The sequence below is a fragment of the uncultured Winogradskyella sp. genome, from assembly GCF_947501905.1.
In the GTDB taxonomy this organism is placed as follows: domain Bacteria; phylum Bacteroidota; class Bacteroidia; order Flavobacteriales; family Flavobacteriaceae; genus Winogradskyella.
Window position 1 is genome coordinate 1 of the sequence record NZ_CANMXL010000001.1, and the last position, 17,829, is coordinate 17,829.

12 protein-coding genes are annotated in these 17,829 nt (G+C 33.5%); 10 read left to right on the forward strand and 2 right to left on the reverse strand.

Going from position 1 to position 17,829, the window contains the following annotated elements; all coding sequences use genetic code 11:
* Positions 1-38: 38 nt before the first annotated feature.
* Together Q0770_RS00005 and Q0770_RS00010 are read right to left on the reverse strand one after the other, a co-directional pair.
* Complete coding sequence (locus tag Q0770_RS00005) at positions 39-452, reverse strand: hypothetical protein (protein WP_299112722.1); 414 nt, start codon at positions 450-452, stop codon at positions 39-41.
* 18 nt (positions 453-470) lie between these two features.
* The gene (locus tag Q0770_RS00010; RefSeq protein ID WP_299112725.1) at positions 471-3,863 is read right to left on the reverse strand and encodes an RHS repeat protein; all 3,393 of its coding nucleotides are present in this window, start codon (positions 3,861-3,863) and stop codon (positions 471-473) included.
* A 275-nt stretch (positions 3,864-4,138) separates the two neighbouring features.
* On the opposite strand from Q0770_RS00010, the gene Q0770_RS00015 reads away from it, so the two are divergent.
* The 10 genes from Q0770_RS00015 (at position 4,139) to Q0770_RS00060 (ending at position 17,623) form a co-directional block, all read left to right on the forward strand.
* The gene (locus Q0770_RS00015) at positions 4,139-6,346 is read left to right on the forward strand and encodes a bifunctional (p)ppGpp synthetase/guanosine-3',5'-bis(diphosphate) 3'-pyrophosphohydrolase (RefSeq protein WP_299112727.1); all 2,208 of its coding nucleotides are present in this window, start codon (positions 4,139-4,141) and stop codon (positions 6,344-6,346) included.
* Between the two features lie 111 nt (positions 6,347-6,457).
* Positions 6,458-6,913, forward strand: a complete 456-nt coding sequence (locus Q0770_RS00020; protein WP_299112730.1) for a Fur family transcriptional regulator — start codon at positions 6,458-6,460, stop codon at positions 6,911-6,913.
* Positions 6,914-6,922: 9 nt separating this feature from the next.
* Entirely contained in the window at positions 6,923-8,197 is a 1,275-nt protein-coding gene (locus tag Q0770_RS00025; protein WP_299112733.1) for an adenylosuccinate synthase, read from the forward strand.
* Positions 8,198-8,288: 91 nt separating this feature from the next.
* Positions 8,289-10,049 (forward strand): OstA-like protein, encoded by a 1,761-nt coding sequence (locus tag Q0770_RS00030; protein ID WP_299112735.1) that lies wholly within the window; start codon positions 8,289-8,291, stop codon positions 10,047-10,049.
* 1 nt (position 10,050) lies between these two features.
* On the forward strand, positions 10,051-11,226 hold the full coding sequence (locus Q0770_RS00035) for an aspartate aminotransferase family protein (protein WP_299112738.1): 1,176 nt from the start codon (positions 10,051-10,053) through the stop codon (positions 11,224-11,226).
* A 159-nt stretch (positions 11,227-11,385) separates the two neighbouring features.
* The gene (locus tag Q0770_RS00040; protein ID WP_299112740.1) at positions 11,386-12,798 is read left to right on the forward strand and encodes a tetratricopeptide repeat protein; all 1,413 of its coding nucleotides are present in this window, start codon (positions 11,386-11,388) and stop codon (positions 12,796-12,798) included.
* Between the two features lie 37 nt (positions 12,799-12,835).
* A complete protein-coding gene (locus Q0770_RS00045) occupies positions 12,836-13,810 on the forward strand; it encodes a DUF368 domain-containing protein (protein WP_299112742.1) in 975 nt (324 codons plus the stop codon).
* Positions 13,811-14,830: a DUF368 domain-containing protein gene (locus Q0770_RS00050; protein WP_299112744.1), complete on the forward strand. Its 1,020-nt coding sequence runs from the start codon at positions 13,811-13,813 to the stop codon at positions 14,828-14,830.
* On the forward strand, positions 14,799-15,557 hold the full coding sequence (locus Q0770_RS00055) for a shikimate dehydrogenase (RefSeq protein ID WP_299112746.1): 759 nt from the start codon (positions 14,799-14,801) through the stop codon (positions 15,555-15,557). The genes Q0770_RS00050 and Q0770_RS00055 overlap by 32 nt, the downstream gene beginning before the upstream one ends.
* A gap of 92 nt (positions 15,558-15,649) precedes the next feature.
* Positions 15,650-17,623 (forward strand): DUF349 domain-containing protein, encoded by a 1,974-nt coding sequence (locus tag Q0770_RS00060; RefSeq protein WP_299112747.1) that lies wholly within the window; start codon positions 15,650-15,652, stop codon positions 17,621-17,623.
* Positions 17,624-17,829: the final 206 nt, after the last annotated feature.

The window sequence follows — 17,829 nt, forward strand, 5'->3', positions numbered from 1 at the left end:
TCCTAATAAATGATGTATATGTGTCATGTTGCGAAAGATTAGAGATAAACAATGGATGTGACATCAAAGATTAATTCCTCTGATGTGTTATTAAGACCTGCAGTAGATATTTGCAGTGATATATTACCGTTACTACCACTTAAGGATAGCGTACTGTTATTACCAGCAACTTCTATGGTGAGGCTGATGTTTCCTGTAGACGTAGCATTATCCCATGTGCCACTAGAGCTAAGGACGTTAAACGTAGTAACTAGGCTATTGTCCTCATGGTTTTGAGTCCATATGAGTGTGTTTCCTGTTTTAGTGATGCTAGAGATAATCTCTGTAGCTTCATCATCGAGGTAAAAATCACTACTCTCAATTGTAAAATCTGAAATGCTGTTGTTTTGAGCGACGCTTAATGTCGTAGCCAGCAGTAAAAAACCAACGGCTAGTGTATATATAATTTTCATAATTAGTGTCTTTTAAGATTATTGATTTTTGTAGTGATAGGTGTTTTCGCCAAGGATGTTGCCCTGGGCATCTTTAACTCGTACAAGACGGTTAAAGGCGTCATACTCATAGGTTGTCGTATAGCCTTTATCGTCAACAGTACTAATCACACCAATAAGTGGGTCGTACCTGTAGAAGGATAGCATGGCATTAGGAAGCGCAGCACGAAGACTGTTCTCTTGAGTAGTAGTGAGATTGCCCGAAAGTGTGGTGTTGCCTCCTAAAGTGCTGGATACAGTGCTGTAATTACCATTGGTAATTTTAGCAACAGGTACCGCCCCATTAAAGCCATAGAGATAGATGATGGATGTGCCATCTGTCTTTTTAACCTCGGTTGGGTTAGCATAGTTATCGTACTTTAAAAACTCAATACGCTTTTCTGGGCTTAGCGTGCCTTTACCTACTTTAACTTCTTTTGGTAACATTAAATCGTTAGAAGACGTGTCATAATCATCGTAGATGTTATGAGTCTCACTAATTTGAACACTGTTTCTAAAGGATTGTGTTTCTAGTACTTCAGTGACTTTATTAGAGGCAATGAGTTTGTTTTTAATCGTACCAGAATTACTACCTAATGTTATCCCAACCGGGTAATAGTATTTTGTCTCTAAATGCTCATCAACGCCTTTAACCTTGTAATAGGTGTTCTGAGTTTTAATTTGGTAGTTGTCATCGTTATAGGTAAATACCTGACGGGTTTCTTTTAAACTTTGAGTACCTATAGCGTCGTAGAAATATTCTTTGGTGGTGGTGCCTTTAAGTTTTGCCCAACCAGAATTAAAGTCTTCAGTTAATGGCAATACACTAAATGGCATAGGAGGATATGACACAGGTGTACAAACTCCTCCAGTTACAGAAGGGGCATGATTTTCAACAGTTCCTGTTAAGTAAAAGTCATATAAAGTGTAAAATTGTTTATAATCAGAATTTACTACTGGAGCATTCATATCCTCAAACAAGAAATCTTCTGAAAACTCATAATTGGGATTATTTGATACATCTTTATAACTCACCTCTTTTAATATATCACCTGATTGATTGAATGTCTTTTCTTCAAGCAATAACCCACGTTTATAGTCTAAATTTTCTTTAGGTAATGGATGAAAATACTCAAAAGAGATAGGGTTAGTTGGGTATTCAAATGGTGATGTGTAAGAATATGTTTTATAGCCATTATTCTCCTCGTGAACTTTTACGTGTCTGTAGCCTACATAAGAACCCTGAGTCAACTCAATATTTTGAGAGAATTCTTCGACTTGATAACCAATTGTCATGGATTGAAATGAACCACAAGCATTATATTCTGACCCAAATAAATAACGTGGTTTATTTGAGAAATAAGAGCGTTTAAGCTTATCTTTTGGAGAGTCCAAAACACCTGATGATAATGGATTAGTATCATCAGCCATATAACTAAATTTTATCTTTTTCTCATTTGTAGATGCTAAGGGGTTATCTTTAAATCGTATTTCTTTGATACGCACACCACCACCAATCATTTCTTGATCAATGCTACCAGCAGCATCGGTATATAAAATGCTATAATCTCCAGTAATAGTATAGCTATCTAACAATAAATTTTCCTTTGGTACTAAAGCCATGGTATAGGTGCCAGCAGGTACATTTGTTAGAGTGGCACAATCTTCATTAAGATTTACTAAATATTGATTTGAGCTATCATAAATTTTAATAATATGCTCATCAATATATTGAGATGGTGAGGCCGTAGCCCATGATGATATATAAATATCCTGAATAAAATCTAAAGTAAATGTTGAAATGGTAAGCTCTAAAGGAGAAGAACCATTTGTATACACTAAATCATCTACGAAAATAGATTCTTGTGTTCTATTTCTTGGATTTTGGATATAATCATTATAAGGGATTACTTGGCTCTGATAATAGGAATAGGTGTTATGTTCAAATTCAAATTCTTTAACGCCGCCAGTAGGATATTCTATAGAAGATAGAAGTCCAGTTTTAATCAAATCATCATCATAAGTTTGGTTAGAACAACTAAACAAGTCAAGATTTATTCCTGAATAATAGCCCCAATCGTCACTATAAATAAAGTCTGTATTAAACCCAGGTAAGTTTTGCTTGTTGGTATAACTTAAGGTATAGTCTTGATTAATACTTCCTGCTGTCTCAGTAACTTTGGTTAGCCACAAACGTTTTACAATGTTAGGTGACTGAGACGTATCCGTAGTTTCTTCGTAAGTGAATGAAAAGGTCTTATTGAGTTGAGTACCATTTTTTATTTCTATAGACTCAAGAGTTTTTCCATTAGTCTCTGGGTGTGTGTAACTCTGGTCTACATTAAAAACCACTTTAGTATTATCCTGAAGAAATGTGATTTCAGAAAGTTTCTTTGTTGCTGAAGATATGTTTTGATAGGATACAGATTCAGCTGGTTCTAAAATGCCTTGGTTGTAAGAATTTGCTAAAATTGCATTTAAACCACCTCCAACTGCTGTTAAGATTCTATTGGTAGATCTACTAACTGAAGCTACATAATTTTCTAATTCTGTTGTATATGTAACACTTAACAAGTCAATTCCTGAACTATTCTCAATTTTAGATAAATGCCAAGCAGTATTAACTGTATGTGCTTGACTCGCTTGGGAGGCAGAAACATTATGTGTATTACCTAAGCCCTGAGATACAGACCCGGTAAATGGTGTTGTTGTAGATGCTTCAATTTCATCAAATGTGTATACATAACCCTTAGGGTCGGTGACTTTAAAGCTAGTGATTTTATAGTCCGTCGTGTGTACAAACTCAATCTTAATATTTGAGTTTTTTGTAATAAATTTTGGAACTAGAGTGCTGCCTTGCTTTAATATTACAAAACGCCCAGAATAGTTCATAAAATTGAATTGGTATAAGTCCGGTTTATTATCAAATTTGTCTGCAGGGCTTCCGATAACATGATAATTAAAATGTGGCTTATCAGTTGATGGGTCGTTATAGTTCCAATAATCATCCAAATGATATATACCCGTCTTATTTGTAGCAGAATTGTTTTTTGTGATTTCATCTGGTTCACCTCTAACAGTTCTAGAAATGACACCACCTGCATTTAATGACCATCCGGTGCCTGTCCAACCCGAGCGGTTATTAACTTTTACACCTTGTGTATTGTAACTCAAGCTTACATTTACTGCCAAGTCTCCACTAATGGCTTTTGAATAAAAAGGGATAGAAATGTTTGGTTGACCCGTATAATAACTGACTGGGATTTCTTCAAACTGCATTAAATTAGCTACAGTTGGTGATGGAGGTATAACCTCGGGAAGTTCTTGAGCATTTAAACTAATAGTAAAAATGCATAAAAGCAATTGCATAAAGCGATTTAATAGTGTCTTCATCTACTTAAAATTTTATAATTATATATCAATAAGGAAGGCTGTTCGACCTCATAAATGATTTGTAAAGCTAGATGAGAATAGCTTAAGCGCATTGTGGATTTACCTTAATATTTCTGTGGTAAATCCATAATTCTATTAATAATTAAATGATTATTTTCTCCATTTTTAAAGAATGGGTATGATTATTAAACATGCAAATAGATAAGATGCCTCTAAAGTAAAATTCTAGCTACAAAACAATTGTTTATTACAATTGGTCTTCTTACTTTAGTTCTATGACAGAGGAAGCTATTGAACAAGAAAATGCTGCAATTGCAAAAGCTTACAAAGAGTTACTTAAAGTAAGCTATCAGACCTTGAGTCGTGAGGATAAAAAATTAATCCGTCACGCTTTTGATGTTGCTGTTGATGCGCATAAAGACCAGAGAAGAAAGTCGGGTGAGGCCTACATCTTCCATCCAATAGCTGTGGCCAAAATCGTAGCTCAAGAAATTGGTCTAGATGCTACTAGCATTGCTGCTGCCCTACTTCACGATGTTGTAGAAGACAATCCAAATTATACCATCGCCGATATGGAACGCCTTTTTGGTGAAACCGTTGCACGTATTGTAGATGGGTTAACTAAAATTTCGTCCTTAAAAAAGGATATGGATGTCTCTTTACAGGCCGAGAATTTTAGAAAAATGTTATTGACATTAAATGAAGATGTTCGAGTTATTATCATAAAAATTGCAGACCGTTTGCACAATATGCAAACCATGGATTCTATGCGAAATGATAAGCAGGTAAAAATTGCATCTGAGACACTATATATTTACGCACCTCTTGCCCATCGTATTGGATTATACAATATAAAAACTGAGCTTGAAGACCTAGGTTTAAAGTATACACAACCAGAAATATACAATGATATATTAAGTAAAATTGAAGACAGTAAAGAAGAACAGTCTACTTATATAAAGGATTTCTCTAAAGTCATCAAAAATTCTTTAGATAAAGAAGGTCTTGAATACGAGATTAAAGGACGTCCTAAATCAATTTTTAGTATTCGTCGTAAAATGGTAAAACAAGGGGTATCCTTTGATGAAGTATACGATAAATTTGCAGTCAGAATTATATACAAATCTGATATTCCAAACGAAAAATTTCTAGCTTGGAAAATCTACTCAATTGTAACCGACCACTTCACACCTAACCCTATCAGATTACGTGATTGGATTTCATCTCCAAAATCAACAGGATACGAAGCGTTGCACATTACTGTTGTTGGTCCTAAAAGTCGCTGGGTAGAAGTACAAATTCGAAGTGAGCGCATGAATGAAATAGCTGAAAAAGGCTACGCTGCGCACTACAAGTACAAAAATGAAAATGAAAAAGAAGATAGTCTTGATCTTTGGATAAACCGTCTTCAAGAAACCTTGCAAAGCAATGAAGCAGACGCTGTAGATTTTGTAGAACAGTTTAAGCTTAATTTATACTCAAAAGAGATATTTGTCTTTTCACCAAAAGGAGACTTAAAATCATTACCTAAAGGTGCTACGCCTTTAGATTTTGCTTTCAGTATACATACTGAAGTTGGTATGAAAACTCGAGGTGCCAAAGTCAACGGAAAGTTAGTACCCTTAAGTTACGAGCTTAAAAGTGGTGATCGTGTAGAAATTCTGACTTCTGAAAATTCAAAACCAAATAGTAACTGGTTAGACTATTCCACTACTGCTAGAGCAAGAAGTAAAATTAAATCTTATCTGAATGCCGATAAAAAAGAAATGGCGGAAGAAGGCAAGGAAATTTTACGTAGAAAGCTAAAACAGTTAAAAATCACGCTTAATGAAAAGTCGGTTAACGAGCTTGTAAACCATTTTAAGCTCAACACCTCTTTGGATTTATTTTACCGTGTTGGTCTCGGAACAATAGATAATACAATGCTTAAAGGCTATGCCGCCTCTCGTAGTAATGCCCTTGTGAGCTATATAAAAAATAGAATACGAAAGCCAGACACTCCAAAAGACATTGATAAAGACGAGATCACTTCTAAGTACGATATGCTTGTCTTTGGCAAAGAAGAAGAAAAGCTTGACTACACATTAGCTCAGTGTTGTGCGCCTATTCCAGGAGATAAAGTTTTTGGTTTTTTAACGATTAATGATGGCATTAAGGTTCATAAAAAGAATTGCCCAAATGCGGTGAGTCTGCAGTCTAATTACGCCTATAGAATTATGCAAGCCAAGTGGATAGACTCTACTCAGCAAGAATACACTTCTCAAATTGTACTTTCTGGTTTAGATGATTTAGGCTTAGTAAATGATATTACAAAAGTAATTTCAGCTAACATGCATGTAAATATGAAAAGCCTAAATTTCTCTAGTGATGACGGTATTTTCTCAGGAAAAATCACAGTTGTTGTAAAAAATAAAACCATGCTTAAAAAGTTAATTGAAAATCTTAAAAAAATCAATGGCATTGACAAAGTAACCAGAGTGTAACTATCAAATTTAAACGACTTTAAGACCCTTGAAAACTTGTTGATTTCTTTTACTTTTTAGTTAAACTTTATCATTCAAATAGTACATTTTTGTTTAAATTTACACCTTATTATGAATGCAAAAAAAGAAGAGACAAATCAGGAAATAGTAAAACGTGTTTTTACTAATTTTCTAGAAGAAAATGGTCATAGAAAAACGCCAGAACGTTATGCCATTCTTCAAGAAATATATGATAGTGAAGAGCATTTTGATATTGAATCCCTTTATATCAAAATGAAAAATAAAAACTATCGTGTAAGTCGTGCTACACTTTACAATACTATTGAGTTGCTATTAGAATGTGCGCTTGTTCGCAAACATCAGTTTGGACAGAATCAAGCACATTACGAAAAATCATACTTTGACAAGCAGCACGATCATGTTATTTTAACAGATACCGGTGAGGTTATAGAATTTTGTGACCCACGCATTCAATCCATAAAAAAAACCATAGAAGAAGTATTTGATATCGAAATCAATAACCACTCGCTTTATTTTTATGGCAACAGAAAAAACAACACTAACTAATTTTTTATAATGGCTGTAGATTTACTACTAGGTTTACAATGGGGTGACGAAGGCAAAGGAAAAATTGTCGATGTATTAACCTCAAAATACGATATTATTGCACGTTTTCAAGGTGGTCCAAATGCGGGTCATACACTTGTCTTTAATGGCAGAAAACATGTGCTACATACGATTCCTTCAGGGATTTTTCACGACGACACAGTGAATTTGGTTGGTAATGGTGTAGTTATTGATCCTGTGATTTTCAAAAAAGAATTAGACAAGTTAGATGAGCAAGATGTAAATTATAAAAAATCTTTACTTATTTCTAGAAAAGCACATATCATCTTACCAACACATCGCTTATTAGATGCCGCTAGTGAAACTGCAAAAGGAAAAGCAAAAATTGGTTCCACTTTAAAAGGAATTGGCCCTACATACATGGATAAAACAGGAAGAAATGGTATTCGTGTTGGAGATATAGAATTAGTAGATTGGAAAAACAAATACAGAACTTTAGCAGATAAGCATCAAGCCATGATTGATTTCTACAATGTAGACATTCAATATGATTTGGACGAGCTTGAAGCAGAGTTTTTTAGTGCTATCGAAACATTAAAATCTTTAAAGTTTATTGACTCTGAAGAATATGTACATCAAGCACAAGCTTCAGAAAAGTCTATTCTAGCTGAAGGTGCTCAAGGCTCTTTATTAGATATTGATTTTGGAACTTACCCTTTTGTTACATCATCTAATACGACAGCTGCAGGTGCATGTACAGGTTTAGGTGTGGCACCAAACCAAATTGGTAAAGTTTATGGTATTTTTAAAGCGTATACAACACGTGTTGGTTCTGGTCCATTTCCAACTGAGTTATTTGACAAAGATGGAGAAACTATGGGACGTGTTGGTCACGAATTTGGAGCTACAACTGGTCGCCCAAGGCGTTGTGGTTGGTTAGATTTAGTAGCCTTACGTTACGCTTGCCAAGTTAATGGCGTGACAGAATTGATTATGATGAAAGGCGATGTGCTTTCTGGTTTTAAAACCTTAAAAGTATGTACAGCATACAAATATAAAGGTGAAGAAATTACACATTTACCTTACAATATTGAAGAACAGAATATAACTCCAATTTATACTGAAATTAAAGGTTGGGATGCTGATTTAACCGGAATGACAGAAGCTTCACAATTACCAGAAGCATTAAACGGATATGTAGAATTTTTAGAAAAAGAATTAAACATTCCGATTACTGTAGTTTCTGTAGGACCAGATAGAAAACAGACCATTCACAGAAAATAAGGCACAAACTTTGCTTTATTGTTGTTAAAAAAACTGTTAACCAATACTATTATAAAAGTATTAGGGTTACTAGTCAATAAATACTAAAGTTTTGAAACTACTTCAATTTACGTTTCTTATTTTTTGTTGTGCTATTACAACTATAGGTTTCTCTCAAAAAAAAGAGAGTATCAAAATTGTATTTGCAGGTAAAGGTTTTACTGAAAAAGGTCGAGAAGAAGGCTCTTTTACATTTTTAAGAGACAATCAACAACAAGTTCATTTTGTACATAATGGCGTAAATGTTTTTTGTGATAAAGCTATACTTTATAAAAAAGACGATTTTATAGAGGCCTTCAGTAATGTACGTATGGTTCAGGGAGATACAATAACCATGACAGCCAAATATATTGAATATAGTGGCAAAACAGAATTGGCTTTTGCGCGTGGTGATGTTATTCTTAAAGACCCAAAATCGACATTAACCACTGAAAAACTTCATTTTGACCGTGCAAAACAGCAAGCATACTATAATGTTTCTGGAAAGGTGGTTAGAGATTCTTCAGGTACAATTACAAGTAAAATTGGACGCTATTACATGCAAAATAAAAAGTATCAGTTTATTGATAGTGTTGTATTAGTTAATCCTGAATATACTTTAAAAACTAAACGTCTCGATTTTTTTAATGATTCTGGTCATGCCTATATTTTTGGACCTTCGACCATAACAGGAGAAGGTAATGACATCTATTGCGAACGTGGTTTTTACGATACACAAGAAAATTTTGGACATTTTCAGCGTAATGCGAAAATAAATTATGACGACAGAGAAGTTATTGGTGACAGTATTTATTTTGACCGAAACCTAAACTTCGCATCAGCTACCAACAATATTAAAGTTACAGACACTTTAAATAATAGTATTATAAAAGGACACTATGCCGAAGTTTGGAAAGCCAAAGATTCTGTTTTTATCACAAAACGTGCGCTTGCCATAACCGTACAAGAAAAAGATTCGATTTATATGCATAGTGATACGTTGATGCTTACTGGTCCAGAAGAACATCGTATTACAAGAGCTTATTATAACGCCAAAATTTACAAAAGTGATTTGGCTGGAAAAGCAGATTCTATTCATGCAGATCATAAAACAGGTTTAACAGAAATGATAAACTTAGCGCGCTTTAATTCTAAAGACCCATTTGCAACAAAACGAAAACCTCTACTTTGGAATATCGGTAATCAGATGTCGGGAGATACTATTCATTTAATATCTAATGTAAAAACCGAACAGTTAGATTCTCTAAAAGTCTTTAATAATGCATTTTTGGTAAGTAAAGACACCATAAGTGACGATGCTTATAATCAAACCAAAGGAAAAGAACTCATTGGTCTTTTTAAAGATAATGAATTGTACAATGTAGATATTATTAAGAATGCCGAAGTCATCTATTATTCTCGCAATGGTTTGGGCGAACTTATAGGTATTAATAAATCAAAATCTGGGAGTATAAATATCAAAATTTCAGATAACGACATTGAAGAAATTAACTTAATTAATAAGGTAGATGGTGATTTAAGTCCAGAATCCTTATTTCCGAAAAATGCGAATAGACTTCGCGGATTTGATTGGCGAGGAGATGAAAGACCAAATAGTGTGGAAGATTTATTTAAAGATGACCCGCCATTAAACCTTCCAATTATAAAAGGTCTCGATGATTATGTCCCACCCGAAGATTTCTTTGATGAAGATGTAAGGCAACGTGTTGAAGCCGCCAAACCAAAAGATCCGAAAAAAGAGAATAAGGCCGCAAGAAATATCCCAAAGAAAAAAGGAGAAAAGCTAAAAAAAGAGAAGCCTTCTGGCAACTAATATGCAAGACGATTTCTATAAATATCAAGCACAGACAACGCCACATCCATTGGCAATAGAGGTCAGTCATGCAGAAGGTAGCTATATTTATGATACTTCTGGAAAGGCACATCTCGATTTTGTTGCTGGTGTTTCTGCAACACCTTTAGGGCACCGCCATCCAAAAGTAGTTTATGCCATAAAAAATCAGTTAGATCGGTACATGCATGTTATGGTTTACGGCGAATATATCCAAGAGCCGGCTGTAGCATTGACAAAATTATTAGCAAAGCATCTTCCTGAACCTTTAAACACCACTTACCTTGTAAATTCTGGAACAGAAGCCATAGAAGGTAGTATTAAATTGGCACGAAGATATACAGGTCGTAGCGAAATTATCGCTGCCAAAAATGCATATCATGGAAACACTATTGGTGCATTAAGCTTAATGGATTATCAAGAGCGAAAACGTCCATTTTTACCGTTATTACCAGATATTAAACATATAAAGTTCAATTGTGATAATTGTCTGTCAAAAATTACTACTAATACTGCTGCTGTTATTTTAGAAACCATACAAGGTGGTGCTGGATTTATTGTTCCTACAAATAACTATTTACATAAAATTCAACAAAGGTGTAATGAAGTTGGCGCTTTACTAATCTTAGACGAAATTCAACCAGGTTTTGGGCGTACAGGCAAATTATTTGGGTTTGAGAATTATAATTGTACTCCAGATATTTTAGTTACAGGCAAAGGCTTAGGTGGTGGCATGCCTATTGGTGCGTTTACATCTTCTAAAGAAATAATGTCTACTCTTAGTGATAACCCTAAGTTAGGACACATTACAACATTTGGTGGTCATCCAGTTATTGCTTCAGCTGCTTTAGCTACATTAACAGAAATTATTGAGACAGATTTAATGTCTCAAGCCCTAGAAAAAGAACAATTATTCAGAAAAGAACTTCAGCATCCAAAAATTAAAGCCATTAGAGGTCGAGGTCTAATGTTAGCTATAATAATGGAATCTACAGAAATCACCAACCAAGTTATCCTACAAGCAAAAGACCAAGGTTTAATACTTTTTTGGTTGCTTTTTGAACCTAAGGCCATCAGAATAACACCACCATTAACCATTACAAACGAAGAAATCATTAAAGGGTGTCAGATTATTAAAGACATTCTAGATACTATATAATCTTCAATCTATCAGTAAGAATAAGCGCTATGGTACGACTATTGCTTGATTTTTATTAAGAATTACGCTGTTAACTATTTTGTTAAAAACATTAAGACCTTAAAATTAAAACTTCAATCTATAACACTAAATTTATTTTATTGAACAATATATCTGCCTATGGAGTATAGTCAAAATGGAGATTTTAATAATATGTCCCTCACAAAGTTTGAGTCCATGCTAAAAACAAATGACATTTTGTTTTTTGATTCAAACGAATTCGAAAACATTATTCACCATTATCTCGAGAATGGAAAAATCTCATTAGCAAAAAAAGCTATAAAACTTGGCTTACAACAGCATCCAACATCTATAAATCTTCGCCTCTTCAAAATTGAAATACTTGTTATTGAAAACAAATTTGATGAAGCTAATGATATCTTAGAAGAACTTCATTATTTAGAACCTAATAATGAAGAAATCTATATTCAGAAAGCTAATGTACTTTCTAAAGAAGACTTACATGAGCAGGCTATAAATGCTTTGCTAATAGCCTTAGATTTATCAAGTACAATTGAAGGCGAAAGTGATTTGTATGGCCTTATAGGTATGGAATATTTGTTTTTAAATCAATTTGAAAACGCACTCATATATTTTCAAAAATGTTTGGAGGTAGACAGTACAGATTATTCAGCCCTTCATAATGTTATTTATTGTTTTGACTTTTTAGATAAAAATGAAGAAGCTATAGATTTTCTTAATACTTATCTAGACTCTAATCCATATTGCGAAATCGCCTGGCATCAATTGGGTCGACAGTATTTTGCTATTAAAGATTATAAAAGGGCTAATACAGCATTTGATTTTGCTATAATTTCTGATGATACCTTTGTTGGTGCTTATCTTGAAAAAGGTAAAGTTTTAGAAAAGCAAAAAAAGTATAATGAAGCCATCGAGAATTACAAAATAACGTTGGCTCTAGAAGACCCAACATCTTTTGCACTTTTAAGAATTGGGCATTGCTATGAAAAACTAGGTCAAGATGATTTAGCTGTTCAGTTTTTTAATCGTACTGTTGAAGAAGACCCGCTTTTAGATAAAGGTTGGATAGCTATAACTAAATTTTATGCAAAGCATCAAAATTATCAGAAAGCACTACATTACATAAGAAAAGCTGTAAATATTGATAGTGATAATGTGTTGTATTGGAAACTTTACGCTAAAATCAATCTACGCTTAAACTTTTATGAAGAAGCAGAACAAGGTTTTAAACGCACCTTAGAACTTGGCAACTATGAGATAGACACATGGTTAAATCGTACAGATATATTAATTAAACTAGGTGAGTATGAAGCAGCAATATTTAATCTTCTTCAAGCTATTGAGTTTTATCCAGAATCTGCTGAGATAGAATACCGCTTAGGAGGTCTTTATTTTAAGACTCTTGAGCAAGGCAAAGGACGTTATCATCTTAAAAATGCATTACGACTTAATAGCGAATACGATTTTATAATTGAAGAGTTATTTCCTAATCTTTTAAATAAGCCAATTGTTAAGGATATTATTTCATCTTCAAAAAAATCTTCAGACTAAAAATCCATACCTTAGCGTTTCATATATAATCTAATTTATGCAACGCAGTTTTTTCAGTTATCTTACAATTTCCTTAAAGGGTATTGCTATGGGAGCAGCAGATGTTGTACCAGGGGTTTCTGGTGGTACTATTGCCTTTATTTCAGGTATATACGAAGAACTTATAGAAAGCATAGATAATCTGAACTTAGGTTTTTTTAAAGTATGGAAAACTTCAGGTTTTAAAACTGCTTGGACATCTATAAACGGCAATTTTTTACTATCCCTTTTTATGGGTATTGCCATCAGTATTTTGTCTTTAGCAAAATTGATAAAATGGCTGTTACATAACGAGCCTGTTTTACTATGGTCTTTCTTTTTTGGATTGGTTTTAGCGAGTATCTTATATATTGCTAAACAGATAAAAAAATGGTCGCCAACAGTAGTTTTAGCAATAGTATTAACCTCTATCCTATCCTACTATATCACATTAGCAGAACCTTTTGCGTCTCCGGATAGCCCATATTACCTGCTCTTTTGTGGATTTATAGCCATAATAGCTATGATTTTACCTGGTGTTTCTGGTGCATTTATTTTATTAATACTTGGCGCATACCAGACAGCAATTGATACGATAAATAATATAAGGGATGGCTTATTTACTGGCAATATGGAACTCTTTAAAGATGCCTTTATAAACTTTGTATTGTTAGCTTTAGGAGCCGTAATTGGCATCAAAGTTTTTAGTAAAATCTTGAATTGGATGTTTAAACATAAAAAGAACATCACTCTAGCTATTTTAACCGGTTTTATGATTGGCTCATTAAATAAAATATGGCCTTGGAAAAAAATCTTGACAACAAGACTAAATTCAGAAAACATAGAAGTTCCTCTTTTAGAAAAAAGCATTTTACCACAGAATTTTAATGGTGATAGTCAATTGGTAATGGCAATTGTATTTATAATCATTGGGTTTTTAACTATTCTCATTCTTGAGCGTTTAGGAAAAGGGAAAGAAAACACTAATCCCTAAATGGAAAGCACTCGCTCATTAAAAGATCGCGTATTTTTAGTTATCAAAGGGCTCGCAATGGGTGCTGCAAATAAAGTCCCTGGAGTTTCAGGCGGTGTTGTCGCTTTTGTAGCTGGATTTTATGAAGAGTTTATTTATTCGCTTCAACGTGTTAACAAAACAGCATTCAAATTACTTTTTAATGGTCGTTTTAAAAGCTTTTATAGATATATAAACGGCAAATTTCTATTCCTCCTTTTTCTAGGGATGATTATCAGTTACTTCAGTGTTTCCAAAATTTTAGATTACCTCATTGACCATTACCAACTTTATGTATGGAGTACTTTTTTTGGGATGATTTTAGGCTCTATTTATTACATCAACAAAGATTTTAAAGATTGGAATACAAAAACTGTAATCGCATTAACCATTGGTGTTGTTATTGGATTAAGTATTAGCTTTTTGGACCCAGCAATGGAGAATGACAACTTGATTTTTGTTTTTTTCTGTGGCATTATCAGCGTATCTGGGATGACACTTCCTGGGTTTTCAGGTTCTTTTATACTTATTTTGTTAGGTAATTATGTATTACTACTCGTAGACTCTGTTAATGCATTATATGATACTATTGCAGATGTCTTTACTGGTAATTTTGAGTTTGTAAAAGATCAAGCACGGATGCGGATGCTTAAAGTACTATCCGTTTTTACACTAGGCTCTGTAACTGGTTTAGTCACTTTTTCTCATGTTTTAAATTATATCTTAAAACACTATAAAAATATCACTCTAGCAACAATCATTGGGTTTATTATTGGCTCACTTGGTGTGGTATGGCCATGGAAAGAAACCAAGTACAAAATAGCTGAAGATGGCTCTCAAATATTAGATTCAACTGGCGCTCCAGTTATAGAAAACTATAAACGCTTTTTACCGGAATTAAACTCTGAAACCTATATTGCTATTGCTTATATTATTTTTGGAGTCTTAATAGTTTTAGCATTAGAATGGTATGGACAACGTACAAAACGAGTTAAAATATAAATTTGGATTAATCGGTAAAAACATCGATTACTCATTCTCTCGAGGTTATTTTTCTGAAAAGTTTCAAGCAGAAAATTTACCATATACATATGTCAATTTTGACCTAGGGCATATTTCAGAATTTGAAAACATTTTTCAAAGTTCTGAAACTATTAAAGGTTTAAATGTTACCATTCCATACAAAGAAGCTATAATTCCTTTTTTAGACAAACTAAATAAACGTGCAAAAAAAATAGGTGCTGTTAACACCATAAAAGTCAACAAAAAAGGAAAGTTAATTGGATATAACACTGATTATTATGGTTTCAAAAATTCGCTTAAACCTCATCTAAATAGTAATCACAAAAAAGCACTAATTCTTGGTACTGGCGGTGCTTCAAAAGCTATTGCTTATGCTTTAAAGCAGCTAAAAATTGAGTTTCATTTTGTGTCGAGGGCTAAAAAAGAAAATGTCACATTTATATATTCAGAATTAACAGAAGAGATTATAAAAGAACATCAGATTTTAATTAATTGCTCACCAGTTGGTACATACCCAAATGTTAATGCCTGTCCTGATATTCCTTACGACGGTATTTCGGAACATCATATTCTTTACGACCTCATATACAATCCAGAGCAAACAAAATTTTTAAAATTAGGAGATTCTCAAAACGCGATTACAATTAATGGTCTTAAAATGTTAGAGTTACAAGCAGAAAAATCTTGGGAAATCTGGAATAGTTAAAGTCTTTAATTTAGGTTTTTGTTTAACTCTAAAAACTTTGTAAGTCTTAGGCATTTCTTATCTTTAACGTCCACATTTAAAATTTTTGACAAATGTCTGAGAAAGATAACCTGCAAGATGCAGATGGAAAAAAAGAGGTTGAAGAAACAAAAGCGGAAGCAACCCCAAACCAAGAACAAATTGAAACAAAAACTGAAATAAGTGCTCCCGAAGAGGTTTCAGAAACCGCTGCCAAAGAAACTGAAGTTGTAGATGGAGTTACTGCAGAAGAAGCTCACGTTGAGGAAATTGAAAACTCAAACGCTGAAGATGCAGAGGATGAGTCTAATTCAGAACGCCATAAATTAGAAGACAAAGATTACCATGCTATGAGCATGGAAAACTTGGTTTCAGAATTTGAAAAACTTCTTAAGAATCATAAAATACAAACTATTTCTTCTCATGTAAAAGACATTAAATCGGAGTTTAATTCGAAATATTCTGCACTTTTAGAAGAGAAAAAGGAAGAATTTATTGCCGACGGTGGTAATATTATAGACTTCTATTATTCTAACGACACCAAGAAAAGTTTCAATTCTGCTGCAAAAGAATACAAGCAATCTATAAACGCCTATTATAAAGACCGTGAAAAATCTCTAAAAGATAATCTTGAAAACAGATTAACTATTATTGAAGAGATTAAAGGCCTTGTGGGTATTGAAGAAAACATGGGTGAAACCTATAAACACTTTAAAGAGCTACAAGAAAAATGGCGCAATGCTGGACCAATTCCTAGAGACAAATACAATAATGCTTGGAATACTTACCATCATCATGTAGAGCGTTTCTATGACTTTTTACATCTTAATCGTGATTTGCGCGATATGGACTTTAAGCATAATTACGAGCAAAAGCTTAAAATTATTCAACGTGCCGAAGAATTGGCTGCTGAAGAGAATGTGAATCATTCTTTTAGAGAGTTGCAAGTATTACATAAACTATGGAAAGAAGAACTAGGTCCAGTTGGTAAGGAACACCGCGAAGAAATTTGGGAACGTTTTAGTAACGCTACAAAAACAATACATGACAAGCGTCAAGACTATTATGCAGATTTAGATAAGGCTTACGAGAAGAACCTGGTTCGTAAAGAAGACATCATCGAAAAGATTAAAACACTTAATACAGAAGAGTCTAACTCGCACAACGTTATCCAAAAACGCATTAAACAACTTGAAGCCTTACGGGAAGAGTTTTTCAATGCTGGTAAAGTGCCTTTAAAACAAAACGAAGCCACTTGGAAAAAATTTAAAGATGCTGTAAGAGAGTTTAATCGTAGTAAAAATAAGTTCTACAAGAATTTAAAGAAGGATCAATATGCCAACTTACAACAGAAGTTAGAGTTAATTAAAGTTGCTGAAGACAATAAAGAAAGTGATGATTTTGCAACAGTAACACCGTTGATGAAGAACATACAGAATCAATGGAAAACTATTGGTCATGTGCCACGAAAAGATTCTGATAAAATCTGGAAACAATTTAAAAATGCCTGCAATCACTACTTTGACCGTATGCATGCAGAGCGTAAAGCCGAAAATCAAGAACTCTACGATGCCTTTGATAAAAAGAAAGAATTGCTAGACAGTTTAAAATCCTTTGAGTTTTCTGATGATGCAAAAGCAGATATTTCTAAGCTTCAAGAGAAAATTAAAACTTATAAATCTATAGGTTTTGTACCCCAAAATAAGCGTTTTATTGACGGGAAATTCTACAAAGCCATTGACACTGCTTTCGACAAGCTAAAAATGGATAAATCTAAATTAGAAATGATTCGTTTTGAAGGTCGTTTAGAAAATCTTTCTGGAGGTGATGACACACGTCAACTAGACAACGAGCAAAACTTTATCCGTAAAAAAATTGACGAAGTTAAATCCGAAATTAACCAGCTAGAAAACAACTTACAGTTTTTCTCTAACGTAAAGGATGATAATCCATTAGTAAAAGATGTACATAAGAATATCGAGAAGCATAAAGCGTCTTTAGAAACATGGAAAAGCAAGCTAAAGCGCGTACGTGAGATGTATTCATAGGCAAGTATAAATCACATTTTACTAAAGCTAAATACTTCTTATGCAAATTGTTAAGCCATCATCTGTTATTTTTATAATTCTCTAGAATCATAAAGAATCTAATAGACCTTTGATTTTTGATTTACTACGCGGAGTAACCTTGATACATATTTGTGTTGTTTTTTATTTTCTATTATTATGACATAATGTTATTAATTGAAGCTTAT